Origin of the sequence: Erythrobacter mangrovi (assembly GCF_013260645.1) — a bacterium.
Lineage (GTDB): Bacteria > Pseudomonadota > Alphaproteobacteria > Sphingomonadales > Sphingomonadaceae > Qipengyuania > Qipengyuania mangrovi.
This window is the reverse complement of sequence record NZ_CP053921.1, coordinates 1,591,923-1,607,616: the sequence shown is the minus strand read 5'-3', so window position 1 is coordinate 1,607,616 and position 15,694 is coordinate 1,591,923. Positions and strand designations below refer to the sequence as shown.

The 15,694-nt window shown below is 63.5% G+C and carries 13 protein-coding genes and 1 tRNA gene; 3 read left to right on the top strand and 11 right to left on the bottom strand.

Annotated elements, in window-relative coordinates; genetic code table 11:
* Positions 1 to 2: 2 nt before the first annotated feature.
* Together HQR01_RS08275 and HQR01_RS08270 are read left to right on the top strand one after the other, a co-directional pair.
* Positions 3 to 557, top strand: coding sequence for a hypothetical protein (locus tag HQR01_RS08275; protein ID WP_173214187.1), 555 nt, complete (start codon positions 3 to 5; stop codon positions 555 to 557).
* A gap of 449 nt (positions 558 to 1,006) precedes the next feature.
* A complete protein-coding gene (locus HQR01_RS08270; RefSeq protein WP_173214185.1) occupies positions 1,007 to 2,083 on the top strand; it encodes a branched-chain amino acid aminotransferase in 1,077 nt (358 codons plus the stop codon).
* Here the strand turns inward: HQR01_RS08270 and HQR01_RS08265 are convergent, their stop codons facing one another.
* A complete protein-coding gene (locus HQR01_RS08265; RefSeq protein ID WP_173214182.1) occupies positions 2,084 to 2,971 on the bottom strand; it encodes a DMT family transporter in 888 nt (295 codons plus the stop codon).
* 2 nt (positions 2,972 to 2,973) lie between these two features.
* Positions 2,974 to 5,298: an NAD(+) synthase gene (locus HQR01_RS08260; protein WP_234030089.1), complete on the bottom strand. Its 2,325-nt coding sequence runs from the start codon at positions 5,296 to 5,298 to the stop codon at positions 2,974 to 2,976.
* Positions 5,299 to 5,511: 213 nt separating this feature from the next.
* On the opposite strand from HQR01_RS08260, the gene yghU reads away from it, so the two are divergent.
* Positions 5,512 to 6,363: a glutathione-dependent disulfide-bond oxidoreductase gene (yghU, locus tag HQR01_RS08255; RefSeq protein ID WP_173214180.1), complete on the top strand. Its 852-nt coding sequence runs from the start codon at positions 5,512 to 5,514 to the stop codon at positions 6,361 to 6,363.
* A gap of 126 nt (positions 6,364 to 6,489) precedes the next feature.
* On the opposite strand, the gene HQR01_RS08250 is transcribed toward yghU, so the two are convergent.
* The 9 genes from HQR01_RS08250 to HQR01_RS08210 all read right to left on the bottom strand — a co-directional run bounded on the left by HQR01_RS08250 (position 6,490) and on the right by HQR01_RS08210 (position 15,660).
* Positions 6,490 to 6,564, bottom strand: a tRNA-Gln gene (locus HQR01_RS08250).
* A 50-nt stretch (positions 6,565 to 6,614) separates the two neighbouring features.
* Positions 6,615 to 7,601, bottom strand: a complete 987-nt coding sequence (gene speB / locus HQR01_RS08245) for an agmatinase (protein ID WP_173214178.1) — start codon at positions 7,599 to 7,601, stop codon at positions 6,615 to 6,617.
* Between the two features lie 8 nt (positions 7,602 to 7,609).
* A complete protein-coding gene (locus tag HQR01_RS08240) occupies positions 7,610 to 9,052 on the bottom strand; it encodes an NAD-dependent succinate-semialdehyde dehydrogenase (RefSeq protein WP_173214176.1) in 1,443 nt (480 codons plus the stop codon).
* Between the two features lie 8 nt (positions 9,053 to 9,060).
* The gene (locus HQR01_RS08235) at positions 9,061 to 10,437 is read right to left on the bottom strand and encodes an aspartate aminotransferase family protein (protein WP_173214174.1); all 1,377 of its coding nucleotides are present in this window, start codon (positions 10,435 to 10,437) and stop codon (positions 9,061 to 9,063) included.
* A 145-nt stretch (positions 10,438 to 10,582) separates the two neighbouring features.
* On the bottom strand, positions 10,583 to 11,314 hold the full coding sequence (locus HQR01_RS08230; protein WP_173214172.1) for a gamma-glutamyl-gamma-aminobutyrate hydrolase family protein: 732 nt from the start codon (positions 11,312 to 11,314) through the stop codon (positions 10,583 to 10,585).
* Positions 11,315 to 11,326: 12 nt separating this feature from the next.
* The gene (locus HQR01_RS08225) at positions 11,327 to 12,757 is read right to left on the bottom strand and encodes a gamma-aminobutyraldehyde dehydrogenase (RefSeq protein ID WP_173214170.1); all 1,431 of its coding nucleotides are present in this window, start codon (positions 12,755 to 12,757) and stop codon (positions 11,327 to 11,329) included.
* A gap of 21 nt (positions 12,758 to 12,778) precedes the next feature.
* Positions 12,779 to 13,906: an ABC transporter ATP-binding protein gene (locus HQR01_RS08220; RefSeq protein ID WP_173214168.1), complete on the bottom strand. Its 1,128-nt coding sequence runs from the start codon at positions 13,904 to 13,906 to the stop codon at positions 12,779 to 12,781.
* Between the two features lie 3 nt (positions 13,907 to 13,909).
* Complete coding sequence (locus tag HQR01_RS08215) at positions 13,910 to 14,752, bottom strand: ABC transporter permease (protein ID WP_173214166.1); 843 nt, start codon at positions 14,750 to 14,752, stop codon at positions 13,910 to 13,912.
* Positions 14,752 to 15,660 carry an ABC transporter permease gene (locus HQR01_RS08210; protein ID WP_199800330.1) on the bottom strand — a complete coding sequence of 303 codons (909 nt, stop codon included), beginning with the start codon at positions 15,658 to 15,660 and terminating at the stop codon, positions 14,752 to 14,754. The genes HQR01_RS08215 and HQR01_RS08210 overlap by 1 nt, the downstream gene beginning before the upstream one ends.
* Positions 15,661 to 15,694: the final 34 nt, after the last annotated feature.

Below are 15,694 nucleotides of genomic sequence, written 5' to 3'. Positions count from 1 at the left end.
CTATGAAACCGATCTTCGCCCATCTTGCCGGCGCGATTGCGCTGACATTCGCCATCGCCGCTTGCGTGCCGGCCCCTCAGACCGCACCGGCACCGGCCCCCACGCCCACACCCGTCGCGCAGATACCGGCGCCTGCCCCGCCACCTGCGCCAATGCCGGCGGAAACCAACTGGATCGATGCCCCGCAATCGCGAGGGGCCTGGAGCTATGCCATCATCGACGGGGGCACCATCGCGCGCTTTGCCGAGGCAGGCGGCGATCCCCTCTTCACTATCGCCTGCACGGCAAACGACCGCCGCGTCACCCTGACCCGCCACTCTCAGGGCACTTCGGCAGGCACAGCCATGACGATTCGCACCGAAAAGGCGAGTCGGACGCTGGCAGCAGGGTCTACGAATAATCGGGATTCAGCGACCGCGGCGCTCGCGGCACGCGATCCGCTGCTCGATGCCATGGCCCTCACGAGCGGACGATTCGCGGTCGAAATGGCAGGTACGCCCGCCCTGTATCTGCCTAACTGGGCGGAGGTTACGCGGGTTATCGAAGATTGTAGGTGAAACGAAAAAGGCCCGCGCAAATCTGCCGGGCCACATCTAACAATTCTGACGTGGGAAAACTTTTTTTCAAGCCTTGAATTAGGCTCTTTCGCGCAACAAATTGACACTCAAGATCAGCGGCGAAACGCGGTCTTGGGATCCGGTGAAACGGATTTCTGGCTCACAAGCGCGAAAGGAGGTGATCCGATGTCTCATGGTTCAGCAGAGAGGTCGGCAAGTTCCCGCGCGGAGCATTATCGGTAAGGATCGCAACCGATAAAGGCTTCGTGAGCGGCACTTCCCGCCGCTGACCATGCGAAGGGCAGCTCGACCAAGGTCGATGCTGCCCTTCTCATTTGCTGCGGTCTTGCTTGGGGGCAGCTCGACCAAGGTCGAGCTGCCCTTCCCATTTTGGTGAACATAGATTGCCTGCCTTGCGCTTGGCCGCGCTGCGCAGTACCCGCCGGGCCATGCAGTTCGAGCACATCCCGCACCCGTCGCCCCTGTCCGATGCCGAGCGCGAGGCGATCCTCGCCAATCCCGGATTCGGAACGAACTTTACCGACCATATGGTCACGATCGAATGGACCGACGAGGCCGGCTGGCACGATGCCAGGGTCGAACCACGCGCACCGATCCAGCTCGATCCCGCAGCCGCGGTGCTCCATTATGCGCAAGAGATCTTCGAAGGGCTCAAGGCCTATCGCCATGGCGACGGATCGATCGCGCTGTTCCGGCCCGATCAGAATGCGCGCCGCCTGAACGCATCGGCCGACAGGCTGGCGATGCCGCATGTGCCCGAAGATCTGTTCATCGAGGCGATCCGCCAGCTCATCGCGGTCGATGGAGCCTGGGTCCCGTCGGCAGAGGGTAGCTCGCTCTACCTGCGCCCCTTCATGATCGCGACCGAGGCTTTCCTCGGCGTTCGCCCGGCCAAGCGCTACAAGTTCATGGTCATTGCCGGACCCGCAGGGAATTATTTCAAGTCGGGTGCACCGGCGGTCAGCCTCTGGATTTCCGACTATACCCGCGCCGCGCCCGGTGGAACCGGTGCGGCGAAGTGCGGGGGCAATTACGCGGCAAGCCTGGTGCCGACGCGCGAAGCCTTCTCCCGCGGCCATGACCAGGTGCTGTTCCTCGACGCGGTGGAGCACAAGTGGGTGGAAGAGCTCGGCGGCATGAACGTGTTCTTCGCCTTCGATGACGGGCGCGTCATCACCCCGCCGCTGACCGGCACGATCCTGCCGGGCATCACCCGTGACAGCCTGATCCAGCTGTTGCGCGAGGAAGGCCTCGAAGTCAGCGAGGAAGCCTACAGCATCGATCAGTGGCGCGCCGATGCCGAGAGCGGCAAGCTCGTCGAAAGCTTCGCCTGCGGCACCGCCGCCGTGGTTACGCCGATCGGCAAGGTTGCCGGCCATGATGGCGAATTCACCATCGGGTCGGGTGGCCCGGGCCAGCTCACCAGCAAGGTCCGCGAACGGCTGGTCGCTATCCAGCGCGGCACCACCGCCGATACCCACGGCTGGGTGCTGACGGTCGGTTGATCAGAAGCGCGAACGCACCAGGAAGCGACGGGTAAAGGTCGCACTGGGCCGCAGCACGATGATCGCGACGCCGACCAGAGCGATCGCGCCCCCGATCAGCAGTCTCCCGCCGATGGAGTCGCCCGTCAGCCATGCGCCAAAGGCGATGGTCAGGATGGGGGTCATCAGCGTCAAGGGAACGATCTGATTGGCATCGTGCTGCTGGAGCAGCCGAAAATAGGCCGTGTGCGCACCGACGGAAACCACAATCCCTGCAAAGATCACGCACGCCAGGAGTTCCAGCGGCGCGTCATCGAACGCGCTCACTTGCCCGCTCTCCAGCACCGCAGACAGCGGCGCGAGCACAACGATCGAGGCGACCGCGGCCCAGGCTTGCAGGTTGATCGATGGCAGATCGAGCCGCTTCACGAAAACGGCACCAAGCGCGCCGACCACAGCCGCCAGGAAGACCAGCAGCAGGCCCGCGCTGGCATCCATGTGGCTGTCACCCGCAATGGCAAAGAACACTCCGCCAAAGGCCAGCGCGATGCCGAGGCCGCGGCGCCAGCGGACCCGCTCACCAAGGAATATGATCGCGAACAGCACTGTCATGGGCGCGCCGGTGAGGCTCACCACGCCGGTGGCCGAGGGACTCGCGGTCTGCAGCCCCATGAACAGCAAGGCGAAGGACCCGCCGCTGATCGCGAGACCGATCAGCAGGACCTTCCACAGATCCTTGGGAATCGGTCTCAACATGGGCAACAAGGCCAGCGCTACCAGCACCGAGCGGAGCAAGGCGTAGAACAGTGGCGGCGCGCCGAGATCATCGACTGCCAGCTTGCTGACCACAACGTTCAGCGCCCAGACCACGTTGCAGAACATCATGATCGCAAGGCTACGAAACGACACGATCAGCGCTCCAATGGCGGCAGTTCGGCGGCAAGTTCGGCGAGCCAGACATCAGCGACCGCGTCACTGGGCGCACGCCAGTCACCACGCGGGCTCAATGCCCCGCCTGCGCTGACCTTCGGGCCGTTGGGCAAGGCGCTGCGCTTGAACTGGCTGAAGCCGAAGAAGCGCTTGAGGAAGTTCTCCAGCCAATGGGCAATCGTAGGGAGGTCGTAGGCGTTCTTCGCGTTCTCCGGGAAGTCGATCGGCCACTGGCCCTCCTTCGCATCGCGCCAGGCATGCCAGGCAAGGAATGCAACGTGGCTCGGCTTCTGCCCCCAGCGGATGATGTGGTGCAGGAAGAAGTCATTGAGCTCGTAAGGACCGATGATCGACTGCGTGCTCTGGATCTGGCCGTCGGCACCTGCCGGGACCAGTTCGGGACTGATTTCGGTATCCAGGATATCAGCCAGAACGCCGTCGACGCCTTCATCGAATTGCCGCGTCTGGATGGTCCAGCGGATGAGGTACTGGATCAGCGTCTTGGGCACGCCCGAGTTCACGCCATAGTGGCTCATGTGGTCGCCCACACCGTAGGTGCACCAGCCGAGCGCGAGCTCGCTGAGATCACCGGTACCGATCACGAAACCGCGATGGTGGCCTGCAAGGCGGAACAGGTAGTCGGTTCGCAGGCCCGCCTGCACGTTCTCGAAGGTGACGTCGTAGACCGGCTCGCCATCGGCGAAGGGGTGGCCGATATTCTCCAGCATGGTGGTGGCGGTGGGCCGGATATCGATCTCTTCCGCGGTAATCCCGAATGCCTTCATCAGCCTCCAGGCATTCGACTTCGTCCCTTCCGAAGTCGCGAAGCCGGGCATGGTGTAGCCGCGAATATCGGTGCGCGGTCGACCCAGACGGTCGCAGGCCTTGGCGGCGACGATCAGGGCATGCGTGCTGTCGAGCCCGCCCGAGATCCCGATCACCAGCGACCTCGAACCGGTCGACTGGATCCGCCGCATCAGCGCATCGACCTGGATGTTGAAGGCCTCGTAGCAATCCTCGTCCAGCTTGTGTGCCCGGTTCGGCACGAAGGGGAAGCGCCGGACCGGGCGGACCAGCCCCTTGTCGCCAGGCGTCGCGGCATGGGTGAAGGCAATCCGGCGATACCAGTCCTCGGGACGACCAGCGGCTTCGGTTGCGTCATTGAACGTCCCCATGCGCAGCCGCTCGGCCAGGATGCGCTGGGTGTCGACATCGGTGACGCAGAGCTCGGGATGGAGATCGAAGCGCGTGCTTTCGACCAGCAGGTCGCCGAGCTCGTAGATCATCCCCTGTCCGTCCCAGGCAAGGTCGGTGGTACTTTCGCCATGCCCGCTGGCCGAATAGGCATAGGCGCAGACGGCGCGGCTCGAACTGGCGCGGGTCAGCAAGTGGCGTTCGTCCGCCTTGCCGATGGTGATGTTCGATGCCGAGGGATTGAGCAGGATCGTTGCACCAGCCAGGGCCGCAAGGGTCCCCGGCGGATTGGGCGCCCAGAAATCCTCGCAGATCTCGATCCCGAAGACGAAGCCCGGCAGGTTTGCCGCTGCAAAGATCAGGTCGGTGCCGAAGGGAACCGAACGTCCCGCCAACTCGATCTCCAGCCCGATGCAGTCGCGGCCGTGCGCAAACCAGCGCTTCTCGTAATATTCGCGGTAATTGGGCAGGAAGCTTTTGGGCACGATGCCCAGCACCTCGCCCCGGGCGATCGCGAGTGCGCAGTTGTAGATCCGGCCATTGCGGCGCAGGGGGGCGCCGATCACGAGGACCGGTGTCAACGCCCGCGTCTCTTCGCAGACACGCGCCAGTTCGCGTTCGACCGTATCGAGCAGCGCGGTCTGCAAATGCAAGTCGTCCAACGCGTAGGAAGACAGCGACAATTCGGGATAGAGCAGCAGGTCGACGTTCTGCCGTGCGGCCATTCGCGCCTGCTCGATTATCCCGTCGGCATTATAGACGACATCCGCTGTCCGTGTTCGCGGCGTTGCGGTGGCAACACGAACGAAGCCGTGCCGGTGCAAGTCGAAGAACGGGTGCCCGTCACGCGCCTCCGGGCCGCTTCCCTCGATATCGAGGCGCTTGTCATCCTCGGCTGGCTCGAGCCAGTCGGCGGGCTCGCAGATTCCGAGCGCGGCCATTCGGCGCTGGACTGCCGGGCGCGCCACCTTGCCCTTCGCTTCCCAATTGTAGACGGCCTGCGCCTTCCAGACCTGCGGGCGCCCGTAGATGCGTCCGAAATCCTCAGCAGAAAGCGGCGGTTCGTGGTGTTTTCGCCAGTTGCGGATCTTGGCGCCGGCCTTTGTCGTCATGAGAATCAATTATTCTTTTAGACAAAATTATGCAAGTCATATCAGGATAACCGAGATATCCGGTGTCTTGCTTTACCGTGTAGCCGCTTCGGCGTGTTAAACTTATCCTTCCAGACGAAGTAGCGAATACTGGCCAGCCGCGTAACCCGCCTGCCCTTGCTTGCGAAGACCCAGTCGCCCACCTACTCCGGCAACAGCACAAGGAGAGCAATCTTGGCCGATCCCACTTACACGCCGCCCGCAGTCTGGACCAACGACACCGAGAACGGCGGTCGCTTCGCATCGATCAACCGCCCGACCGCCGGTGCGCGCGAAGACAAGGATCTTCCGGTCGGCGAACATGACTTCCAGCTCTACTCGCTCGCCACCCCCAATGGCGTGAAGACTACCATCATGTTCGAGGAACTGCTGGAGGCCGGCCATAAGGATGCTGAATACGATGCCTGGACGGTCAACATCTCCGACGGCACCCAGTTCACTTCGGGCTTCGTCGGAATAAATCCGAACAGCAAGATCCCCGCCCTGCTCGATCGTAGTGGACCGCAGCCCGTGCGCCTGTTCGAAAGCGGCGCGATCCTGCTGCACCTTGCCGAGAAATTTGGTGCCTTCCTGCCCACCGACCATACGCGCGGCGAAGTGCTCAGCTGGTTGTTCTGGCAGGTCGGCAGCGCCCCCTTCATCGGCGGCGGCTTCGGCCACTTCTACGCCTATGCGCCAGAGAAGTACGAATACCCGATCAATCGCTATGCGATGGAAACCAAGCGCCTGTTCGACGTCGCCGACAAGCGACTGGGCGAGAGCGAATACCTTGGCGGCGCCGACTACACCATCGCCGACATGGCCACCTTCCCCTGGCTCGCACCCTTCGTGTTCGGCACGATCTACAACGAAGCGCGAACCTTCCTCTCGATCCACGAATACACCAACGTGGAACGCTGGGTGAAGCAGATCGCCCAGCGCCCGGGAGTGCGCCGTGGCCGCATCGTCAACAAGGCCTGGGGCGAAGAGAACGAGCAACTGCTCGAGCGTCACTCGGCAGCCGACTTCGCCGGCAAGAACGTCTGAGGAAAGGCCTGGCTGAGGTGGCAGGATTGCCCTTCGGTCCTCTCCGCGCTTACGCGCTGCGAGTCCTAACCTGCCGTTCGCTGTGCGAGCAGGTTCGATCCTGAGCTACGGTTGGTCCGGAAAGGCTGGCTGGGGTGGCAGGATTCGAACCTGCGCATGGCGGTACCAAAAACCGCTGCCTTACCGCTTGGCTACACCCCAGCAGGCGGACGCCCCTATAGCGGAGCGTGAGGCAATGTGAAGGGGCTGGATCAGGCTTTCGTGCCTAATCCGGCTCTTTTCGCATCGGCCATGATTGCAAGACAATGCAGTGCGATGGTCGCCGCCACCAATGAGGTCACATCGCCACTGTCGTAAGCCGGTGCAACTTCGACCACATCGGCGGACCGCACGTCGACACCGGCAAGCCCGCGCAGGATGGCCAGCGCCTTCGCGCTGCTAAGGCCGCCGGGCACCGGGGTACCCGTACCAGGCGCGAAGGCCGGGTCGAGCGCATCGATATCGAAGGTCAGGTAAGTGGGGTTGTCCCCAACGATTGCGCGAACCCTTGCCGCAATTTCGCCCGCCGGGAGCGCATCGACCTCACCAGCGTCCATCACGGTAAAGCCAAGCGTATCGGCGTTGTTGGTGCGAATGCCCAACTGCACCGATCGCACCGGGTCGACGATCCCTTCTTGTACCGCGCGCCAGAACATGGTGCCGTGATCGACCTGCCCATCGCGCGCGGGCCAGGTGTCGCTGTGCGCATCGAAATGGATCAGCGACAGCGGCTGCCCCAGTTGTTTCGCGAGCGAACGCAGCACCGGGTAGGTGCAGAAATGGTCGCCGCCTAGCATCAGCGTGGCCGTGTCCTGCGCGTGGATCGCGGCAAACTGGGCCTCGATATTGCCGACGACTTCGATCGGCGAGCCGTAGTCGACGGCGATATCGCCGAAATCGACCACGTCGAGCACCGCCAAGGGATCGAACGACCAGCCATAGACCGCGTCCCACGCAATCATCGATGACCCGAGCCTCACTCCGCGCGGACCATAGCGCGATCCGGGGCGACCCGTGGTTGCCAGGTCGAAGGGTATCCCGACCACCGCGACATCGGCCTGGGCAACATCCTTGCTGTAGCGACGCCGCATGAAGCTGAGCGCGCCCGAAAAGGTCGGCTCGGCGATCGTGCCGTCCGCGCCACCCTTGCGGGTGAACGCCAGGTCGATCGGCTGCTGGGGCTGTTCGCTGTCGCTCATTGCCGCACCTAGATTGTCAGGCTGACGTATTTCATCTCGACATAGTCGTCGATGCCATAGCGCGATCCTTCGCGGCCGAGGCCGCTCTGCTTGACGCCGCCGAAAGGCGCGACTTCGGTCGACAGGATGCCCGAGTTGACACAGACCATGCCGCTCTCGATCGCCTCCGCCACTCGCCAGACACGGCCGAGATCGCGCGAATAGAAATAAGCCGCGAGACCGAACTCAGTATCGTTGGCCATGGTAATCGCCTGATCTTCGGTCTCGAAACGGATCACCGGCGCCAGCGGACCGAAGGTCTCTTCGCCTGCGACCAGCATGTCCTGCGTCGCGTCGGCGATCACCGTGGGTTCGAAGAAGGTGCCTCCCAGCGCATGGCGACGGCCACCGGCAACCAGGCGACCTCCCTTGGCCAATGCATCGGCGATATGTTCTTCGATCTTGGTCACCGCATTGGCGTCGATCAACGGACCCTGCTCTGTCCCATCGTCGATACCCCTGCCCACCTTGAGCGAGCCTGCCGCTGCTGCCAGCTTCTCCACGAAGGCATCGTAAACCCCGGCTTGAGCATAGATGCGATTGGTGCAGACGCAGGTCTGGCCCGAATTGCGGTACTTCGAGGCCATCGCCCCAGCCACCGCCGCGTCGAGATCGGCATCGTCGAACACGATGAAAGGCGCATTGCCGCCAAGCTCCAGGCTGAGCTTCTTGATGGTCGGTGCGCACAGTTCCATCAGCTTGCGGCCTACCTCGGTAGAGCCGGTGAAGGTCAGTTTGCGGACCAGCGGGTTCGATGTCATCTCGCCGCCGATGGCCGCCGCGCTACCCGTGACGACGTTGAAGATGCCCGCAGGAATGCCTGCCTCTTCCGCCAGGACTGCCAGCGCCAGCGCCGAATAGGGGGTTTGCGCCGCCGGCTTGATCACGATCGGGCAGCCGGCTGCAAGCGCCGGTCCAGCCTTGCGCGTGATCATGGCGTTGGGGAAGTTCCACGGGGTGATCGCCGCCGCGACGCCAATTGGCTGCTTAAGCACAAGAATACGCTTGTCGGGCGCTTGCGCCGGTATGACGTCGCCGTAGAGCCGCTTTCCTTCCTCCGCGAACCATTCGATGAAGCTGGCGCCATAGGCGATCTCACCGCGCGATTCCGCCAGGCTCTTGCCCTGTTCGAGCGTCAGCAGCCGGGCCAGTTCCTCCTGGTTGTCGAGGATCAGGCGGAACCAGCGCTGGAGCACCTGCGCGCGATCCTTCGCCGTACGGGCGCTCCAGGCGGGAAAGGCCGCCTGTGCCGCCTCGATCGCACGCCGCGTCTCTGCCGCCCCGCATTTGGGCACCGTACCGAGTTGGTCGGCCGTGGCCGGATCGGAGACGGTCAGCGTTTCGCCGCTATCGGCGGCGATCCACTGTCCGTCGATATAGCACGCCTCGCGCAGCAGGTGGGATACAGGCATGGCTCACCTCACCCGATCGCCCTGAGACGCGGCAGGGCCTCATCGAGCGCCTTGCGGATGATCGCGACCAGGTCGTCGATCTGTTCGGTCGTGATCACCAGCGGCGGGCACATGACGATGCTGTCACGGATGCCACGCACCATCAGGCCATTGGCGATGCACAGGTCGCGTACCATCGGGCCAGCGGTACCTTCGGCCCCGCCGAAGCGTGCGCCGGTCGCCTTGTCGGCAACGATCTCGACCGCACCGAGCAGGCCGATCGAACGGGTCTGGCCGACCAGTTCGTGATCGTTGAGCGTCGCCAGTGCCTTCGCAAGATAAGGTCCGGTCTCGCTGCCCGTGCGTTCGGCAAGCCCTTCGCGTTCCATGATCTCGATGTTGCGCAGCGCCACCGCGGCCGAAACCGGATGGCCCGAATAGGTGAAGCCGTGGACGAAATCGCCGCCGGTCTTCATCACTTCGACGATCTCTGCCGAAACCGCCGTGGCGGAAATCGGCAGGTAGCCCGACGAAAGCCCCTTCGCCATCGGAATGATGTCAGGCGAGACGCCCACGGTTTCGTGGCCCCACATCTTGCCGGTGCGGCCAAAGCCGGTGATGACCTCATCACAAACCAGCAGGATGCCGTATTTGCGGCAGATCGCCTCGACCTGCGGCCAGTAATTCTTGGGCGGGATGATCACCCCGCCGGCACCCTGGATCGGCTCACCGATGAAGGCGGCAACGTTTTCCGGCCCGACTTCGAGGATACGATCCTCAATCGCCTGCGCGCAAAGCGTGCCGAACGCTTCCTCGTCCATGTCGCGGCCTTCGTTGAACCAGTAAGGCTGGCGGACATGCTCCACCCCGGGGATCGGCAGGCCCGGCGTCGCATGCATCGCCTTCATCCCGCCGAGCGAGACGCCGGCGACGGTCGAGCCGTGATAGGCGTTCCAGCGGCTGATGAAGATCTGGCGCTTGGGTTCGCCCTTGAGCTCCCAATAGCGGCGAACCAGGCGGAAAACGGTGTCGTTCGCCTCGCTGCCCGAAGAGTTGAAGAAGACGTGCGGCAGGCGGTTGTTGGTCAGGCTGGCGATCTTGTCGGCCAGCATCACGGTGGGCGGCGTCGCGGTCTTGAAGAAGGTGTTGTAGAACGGCAGCTCGCGCATCTGCTCGGCCGCGACCTCGACCAGCTCCTCGCGCCCGTAGCCGACGTTGACGCACCACAGGCCAGCCATGCCATCGAGGATGCGATTGCCGTCGCCATCGTGGATGTAGCAGCCTTCGGCATGGGTAATGATACGGCTGCCGCCAAGGTTCTCGATCTCCTGCCAGTCAGCCTGCGCGGGCAGGTGATGGGCGATGTCGAGGCGGCGAAGTTCGGCGATGTCGTAGTTGCGTGCCATGTGGGTATTCCTGACTACAGAATGCGGCCGCCAGTGGCGGCAGAAGGAGCTTGCGATGCGCGGCGGAGCGGCCCGCCGGGCGCTAGCGGTCAGGGCGTGAAGCAGAGCCGCGCAAGATAGCGGTCGTAGCGATGAACCTTGGTGTTCATAGCTCCCCTCTTAACGCCTTTCCGAGCAAGCCGAAATAGGCCTGGCTGTCCGGGTTGTCGGCGGTATCCCATTCGGGATGCCACTGAACCGCGACCAGCGGCGCACCGTTGGGGCGCGCGCTGAAGGCTTCGATCAATCCGTCGGGCGCGGTGGCTTCGACCGCGAGGCCGTCTGCGAGCTTGCCGACGCCCTGGTAGTGAACCGAATTGACCTTGGCCTGCCCCTTGCCGATCGCGCCGGCGAGCAAGCCGCCGTCGGCCAGGTCGACCTCGTGGAAATGGTCGAACATACGCGCCAAGTCGTTTTCTTCGGGCGAATGGTGGCGCAGCAAATCGTCGCTGCTCGAGGTGTCGCGCCGCAGCGTACCGCCCAGCGCAACGTTGATTTCCTGGAACCCGCGGCAGATGCCGAACACGGGCTTGCCGACATCGATCATCTTGCGGACCATCCCGAGAGAAACCTCGTCGCGCGCGGTGTCGAACGGGCCGAAGCCTTCGTCTTCGCCATAGCGCGACGGCTCGATGTTCGAGGGCGAACCGGTCAGCAGGATCCCGTCCAACCGGCCGATAACCTCCGAGATGTCCATCAGGTCGGGCAGCGAAGGGACCAGCAAGGCAGCGACGTCAGCATATTGCATCGCCGCGCGGGCATAGCGGTTCATCACCACCTGGCCGATCTCGCTGCCGACCGTGCGGTTACAGGCGGTTATGCCGAGGACTGGACGCATGAAAGGTTTGCCTCAATGCTTGATCATGACGTGGCGGGTGACGGTGTAATGCTCCAGGCAATAGACCGAAAGGTCCGAGCCATAGCCCGACATCTTCACCCCGCCATGCGGCATCTCGGTGGTATTGACCGAATGCGTGTTGATCCAGGTCACGCCATATTCGAGCCGCGAGGCGAACGCGGCGGCCTTGCCCACGTCGCGCGTCCACACGGAAGAAGCGAGTCCGTATTCGCAGTCATTGGCCCAATCGAGCACCTGCGCGTCCTCATCGAACCGGGTCACCGATACGACCGGCCCGAAGACTTCCTTCTGGACGATCTCGTCACAGTGGCGAGCACCGGCAATCAGTGTCGGCGCATAGTAGAACCCCGGGCGATCGGGCCGCGTCCCACCGGTCACGATCTCTGCCGGTGTATCCGCGACCGCGCGGGCGACGAAACCATCGACCCGGTCGCGCTGCCGCGCGGTGATCAGCGGGCCAAGCACTGTGCCCGGCTCCGCAGGATCGCCAATGGTGATGCGACCTATGGCTTCCTGCAGCTCGGCGACAAGGCGGTCATGAATGTTGGCATGGGCATAGACGCGACACGCGGCGGTGCAGTCCTGCCCGGCATTGTAGTACCCGCCTTCGGCAATGGCCTCGACCGCCGCGGCGATATCGGCATCCTCGAGCACGATCACCGGGGCCTTGCCACCCAGTTCGAAATGGGTGCGCTTGATCGTGGGAGCGACGGCTTCCATGATCTTGCGGCCGGTGGCGACGTCACCCGTCAGCGAAACCATCGAAACGTCGGGATGCGACACCAGCCGCGCACCCACATTGGGGCCGTTGCCGGTCACGACATTGACCACCCCTTCGGGCAGGAACTCGGCGCATACTTCGGCCAGCTTGAGCGCGGTAAGCGGCGTATGCTCCGACGGCTTGAGGACTACAGTGTTGCCCGCGGCGATGACCGGCGCGATTTTCCAGCTCGCCATCATCAGCGGGTAATTCCACGGGGCGATACCCACGCACACGCCCAGCGGATCGCGCCGCAGCATCGAGGTGAAGCCCGAGCGGTATTCGCCCGCAGGCAGGCCCTGGATGGTCCGCGCCGCGCCCGCGAAGAAGCGAAACACGTCGATCGTATTGCCCACGTCAACCGCGCGCGCGGTGCCGATCGGCTTGCCGCAATTGCGCATCTCGAGTTCGGCGAACTCGTCTGCCAGCTCTTCGATGCGGTCGGCGATGCGCAGCATCCGCAGCGACCGCTCCTTGGGCGACATGCGCGACCAGGATCGATAGGCCTGCTTGGCCGCGGCCACGGCCTTGTCAACCTGCTCGCGGCTAGCGCTGGCCAGGCAGCTGAGCTCTTCGCCCGTTGCCGGGTTGTAGGCGACCTCGGGGGCTTCCTCGCCCGTGAGCTCGCGTCCACCAATGAATTGTCCGGGCCTCTCCAGCATGGTCCTAGTTCCTGCTTGCGATCATGACAGCAACACCACCGGGCTGTCGGCGCGCCAATGCATCGACACCCTGTCATTCCATTCGAAATCTTCCTGGTCGTGGCGCGAGAGGTTCGGGCGCGAAACGCGGACAACAGCACCATCATCGAGCGTAACGTCGAACAGGGTGATGTCCCCAAGGTAGCTCATGCAGGTGATCCTGCCCCGGGCGAAATTATGCCCCTCCGGTGCGTCCTTCGCGGCTGCCTCCACCGCTTTCCCGTTGCCGGGCACGTGGAGATAGATCTTCTCCGGCCGAAGCGCCACGAAGACGTCCGAGCCATGCGATCCGGTGACTCCGTGATTGAGGTAAATGCGCCCCACCCCCGGGCAATCGACCGCTGCGCGGTCGGGTTCGTCAATGGTCAGCTTGCCTTCGAAGATGTTCACCGACCCCACAAAGTCCGCGACGAAGCGATTGGCGGGGAATTCGTAGAGGTCCGATGGGGTGGCAAGCTGTGAGATATCGCCCTTGTTCATCACTGCGATACGCGAAGCCATCGACAGCGCTTCGTCCTGGTCATGGGTCACCGTCACGAAGGTGATTCCGACCCGCTCCTGCAGATCTGCCAGTTCGAACTGCATCTGCGCCCGAAGCTTGGCGTCCAGCGCCGAAAGCGGCTCGTCGAGCAGCAGCACCTTGGGCCGCATGACCAGGCTGCGCGCCAGCGCGACGCGCTGGCGCTGGCCGCCCGACATCTGATCGGGCATGCGTTCTTCGAGCCCGCCGAGCTTGACCAGTTCGAGCGCCTTGCGGACGCGCTCGTCGCGCTCGGCCCGACCGACCCCGGTAATCTTGAGACCATAGCCGACGTTGTCCGCCACCGACATGTGCGGGAACACGGCGTAGCTCTGGAACACCATGTTCACCGGACGACGATTGGGCGGGACGTGCGCCATGTTCTGTCCGTCGATCAGGATCTGCCCTTCGGTCGGTTGTTCGAAGCCGGCGATCATGCGCAGCAGCGTGGTCTTGCCGCAGCCCGAAGGACCGAGCAGGACGAAGAACTCGCCCGCCTCGATATCGAGGGTGACATCGTCGACCGCAATGACCTTGCCGAAGCGTTTCGACACGTTCCGGACCTGGATGATGGGACTCTTGTCGGGCATCTCTTAGTGACTCACGGCTAGGTTCTTGGTGCCCTGCAGGCGCAGGGCGACGGCCGTCAGTACGACGGTCAGGATGATGAGCAGGGTCGAAGCGGCATTGACCTCGGGCGTGACCGAGAAGCGCACCATCGAATAGACCTTCACCGGGAAGGTGATCGTGTCCGGCCCGCTGGTGAAGAAGGTGATCACGAAGTCGTCGAGGCTGAGCGTGAAGGCCAGCAATGCGCCGGCCACCAGCGATGGGCGCATATGCGGCAGCAGCACATCGCGAAACGCCTGCCACTCGCTCGCTCCAAGATCCTTCGCCGCCTCTTCCTCTTCCTTGTTGAAGCTTGCCAGGCGCGAACGGACAACCATGGTCACGAAGGGGAAGCAGAAGGTGATATGGGCGATGGTGATGGCCCCCAGGTTGAGCGGCCAGATCAGGTCGTTGGGCCATTCGATCCAGGCGAAGAAGATCAGCATGGCCACGCCCAGGCAAATCTCCGGGACGATGATCGGGAGCGAGATCGTCCCGTCCACCGCACCCTTGAACGGGAAGCGGAAGCGCCACAGCATGATCGCGGCCATCGCGCCGATGACCAGGCTGGCCAGTGTCGCAAATGCGGCGATCGTCAGTGAGTTGATCAGCGCTTCGACAAGCGTGTCGTTGCTCAGCGCCTTCTCGTAATACTTGGTGGTGAAGCCGCGCCAGACGACGTTGCGCTTCGAATCGTTGAAGCTGAAGATCATCAGCACGACGAGCGGCGCATAGAGGAACACCAGCACACCGGTCACCCAGCTCCGCATCCACAGCGTGCGGGTGTATTCGAGCGGCGCGCGCGGAGTGCGATTGAAGAGAGCCATCAGGCAGCCTCCCCGCGCTTCTTGGGCTTGATGCTTTGCACGGCGATCAGGATGAACATGGCATAGATCAGCAGGAACGACAGCGCCGCGCCGAAAGGCCAGTCATTGGCGCGCTTGAACTGCCGTTCGATCACATTGGCGATCATCTGGCTCTCGGTCCCGCCCATCAGGTCGGGGGTCAGATAGGCGCCCAGCGCCGGGATCAGCGTAATCATGATCCCTGCGATGATGCCGGGCATCGCCAGCGGCACCACGATCCGCAGCAGCGTGCGGAGATGCCCCGCACCAAGATCGAGGCTCGCCTCGATCAGGCTCTTGTCCAGCCTGTCGAGCGCCGAATAGAGTGGCAGAACCATGAAGGGCAGGTGGACATAGACCAGGCCCAGCACGACCGCGGTGTTGTTATAGAGCAGCTGGATCGGCTCCCACGCCGGTAGCGGCTGCAGACCGACCAGCGACTTCATCCAGCTGGCGCTATCCCAGAACCAGCCCATCGTCCGGTTGGCATAGCCGTTGGAACCCAGCATGATCATCAGCGCGTAAGTGCGGATCAGCAGGTTCGTCCAGAACGGCAGCATGATCCCCAGCAGCAGCCAGGGACGCCATTTCTCGGTCGCGAAGGTCAGCGCCATGGCGACCGGGAAGCCGATGATCAGGCAGATCACCGTCACCAGCGCGGCAACACCGAAGCTCTTCACGAAGATCGACAGGTAAAGCCACTGGATGGCGCGCTTGTAATTGTCGAGCGTCCCGGAAAACTCGATGTCCGTCAGCCCGACATTGCTGCCGAAACTGTAGAGCCAAACGAAGCTCATCGGGACCAGGAAGAACAGCAGGGTCCACAACAGCGGAGTCGCGGACACCGCCCAGAACGCCTTCTTGTCCGCCTGCCAATCCTGCTCTGCCACGTGGATCTCCCGCACGACCCGGCGCCCCGCAAAG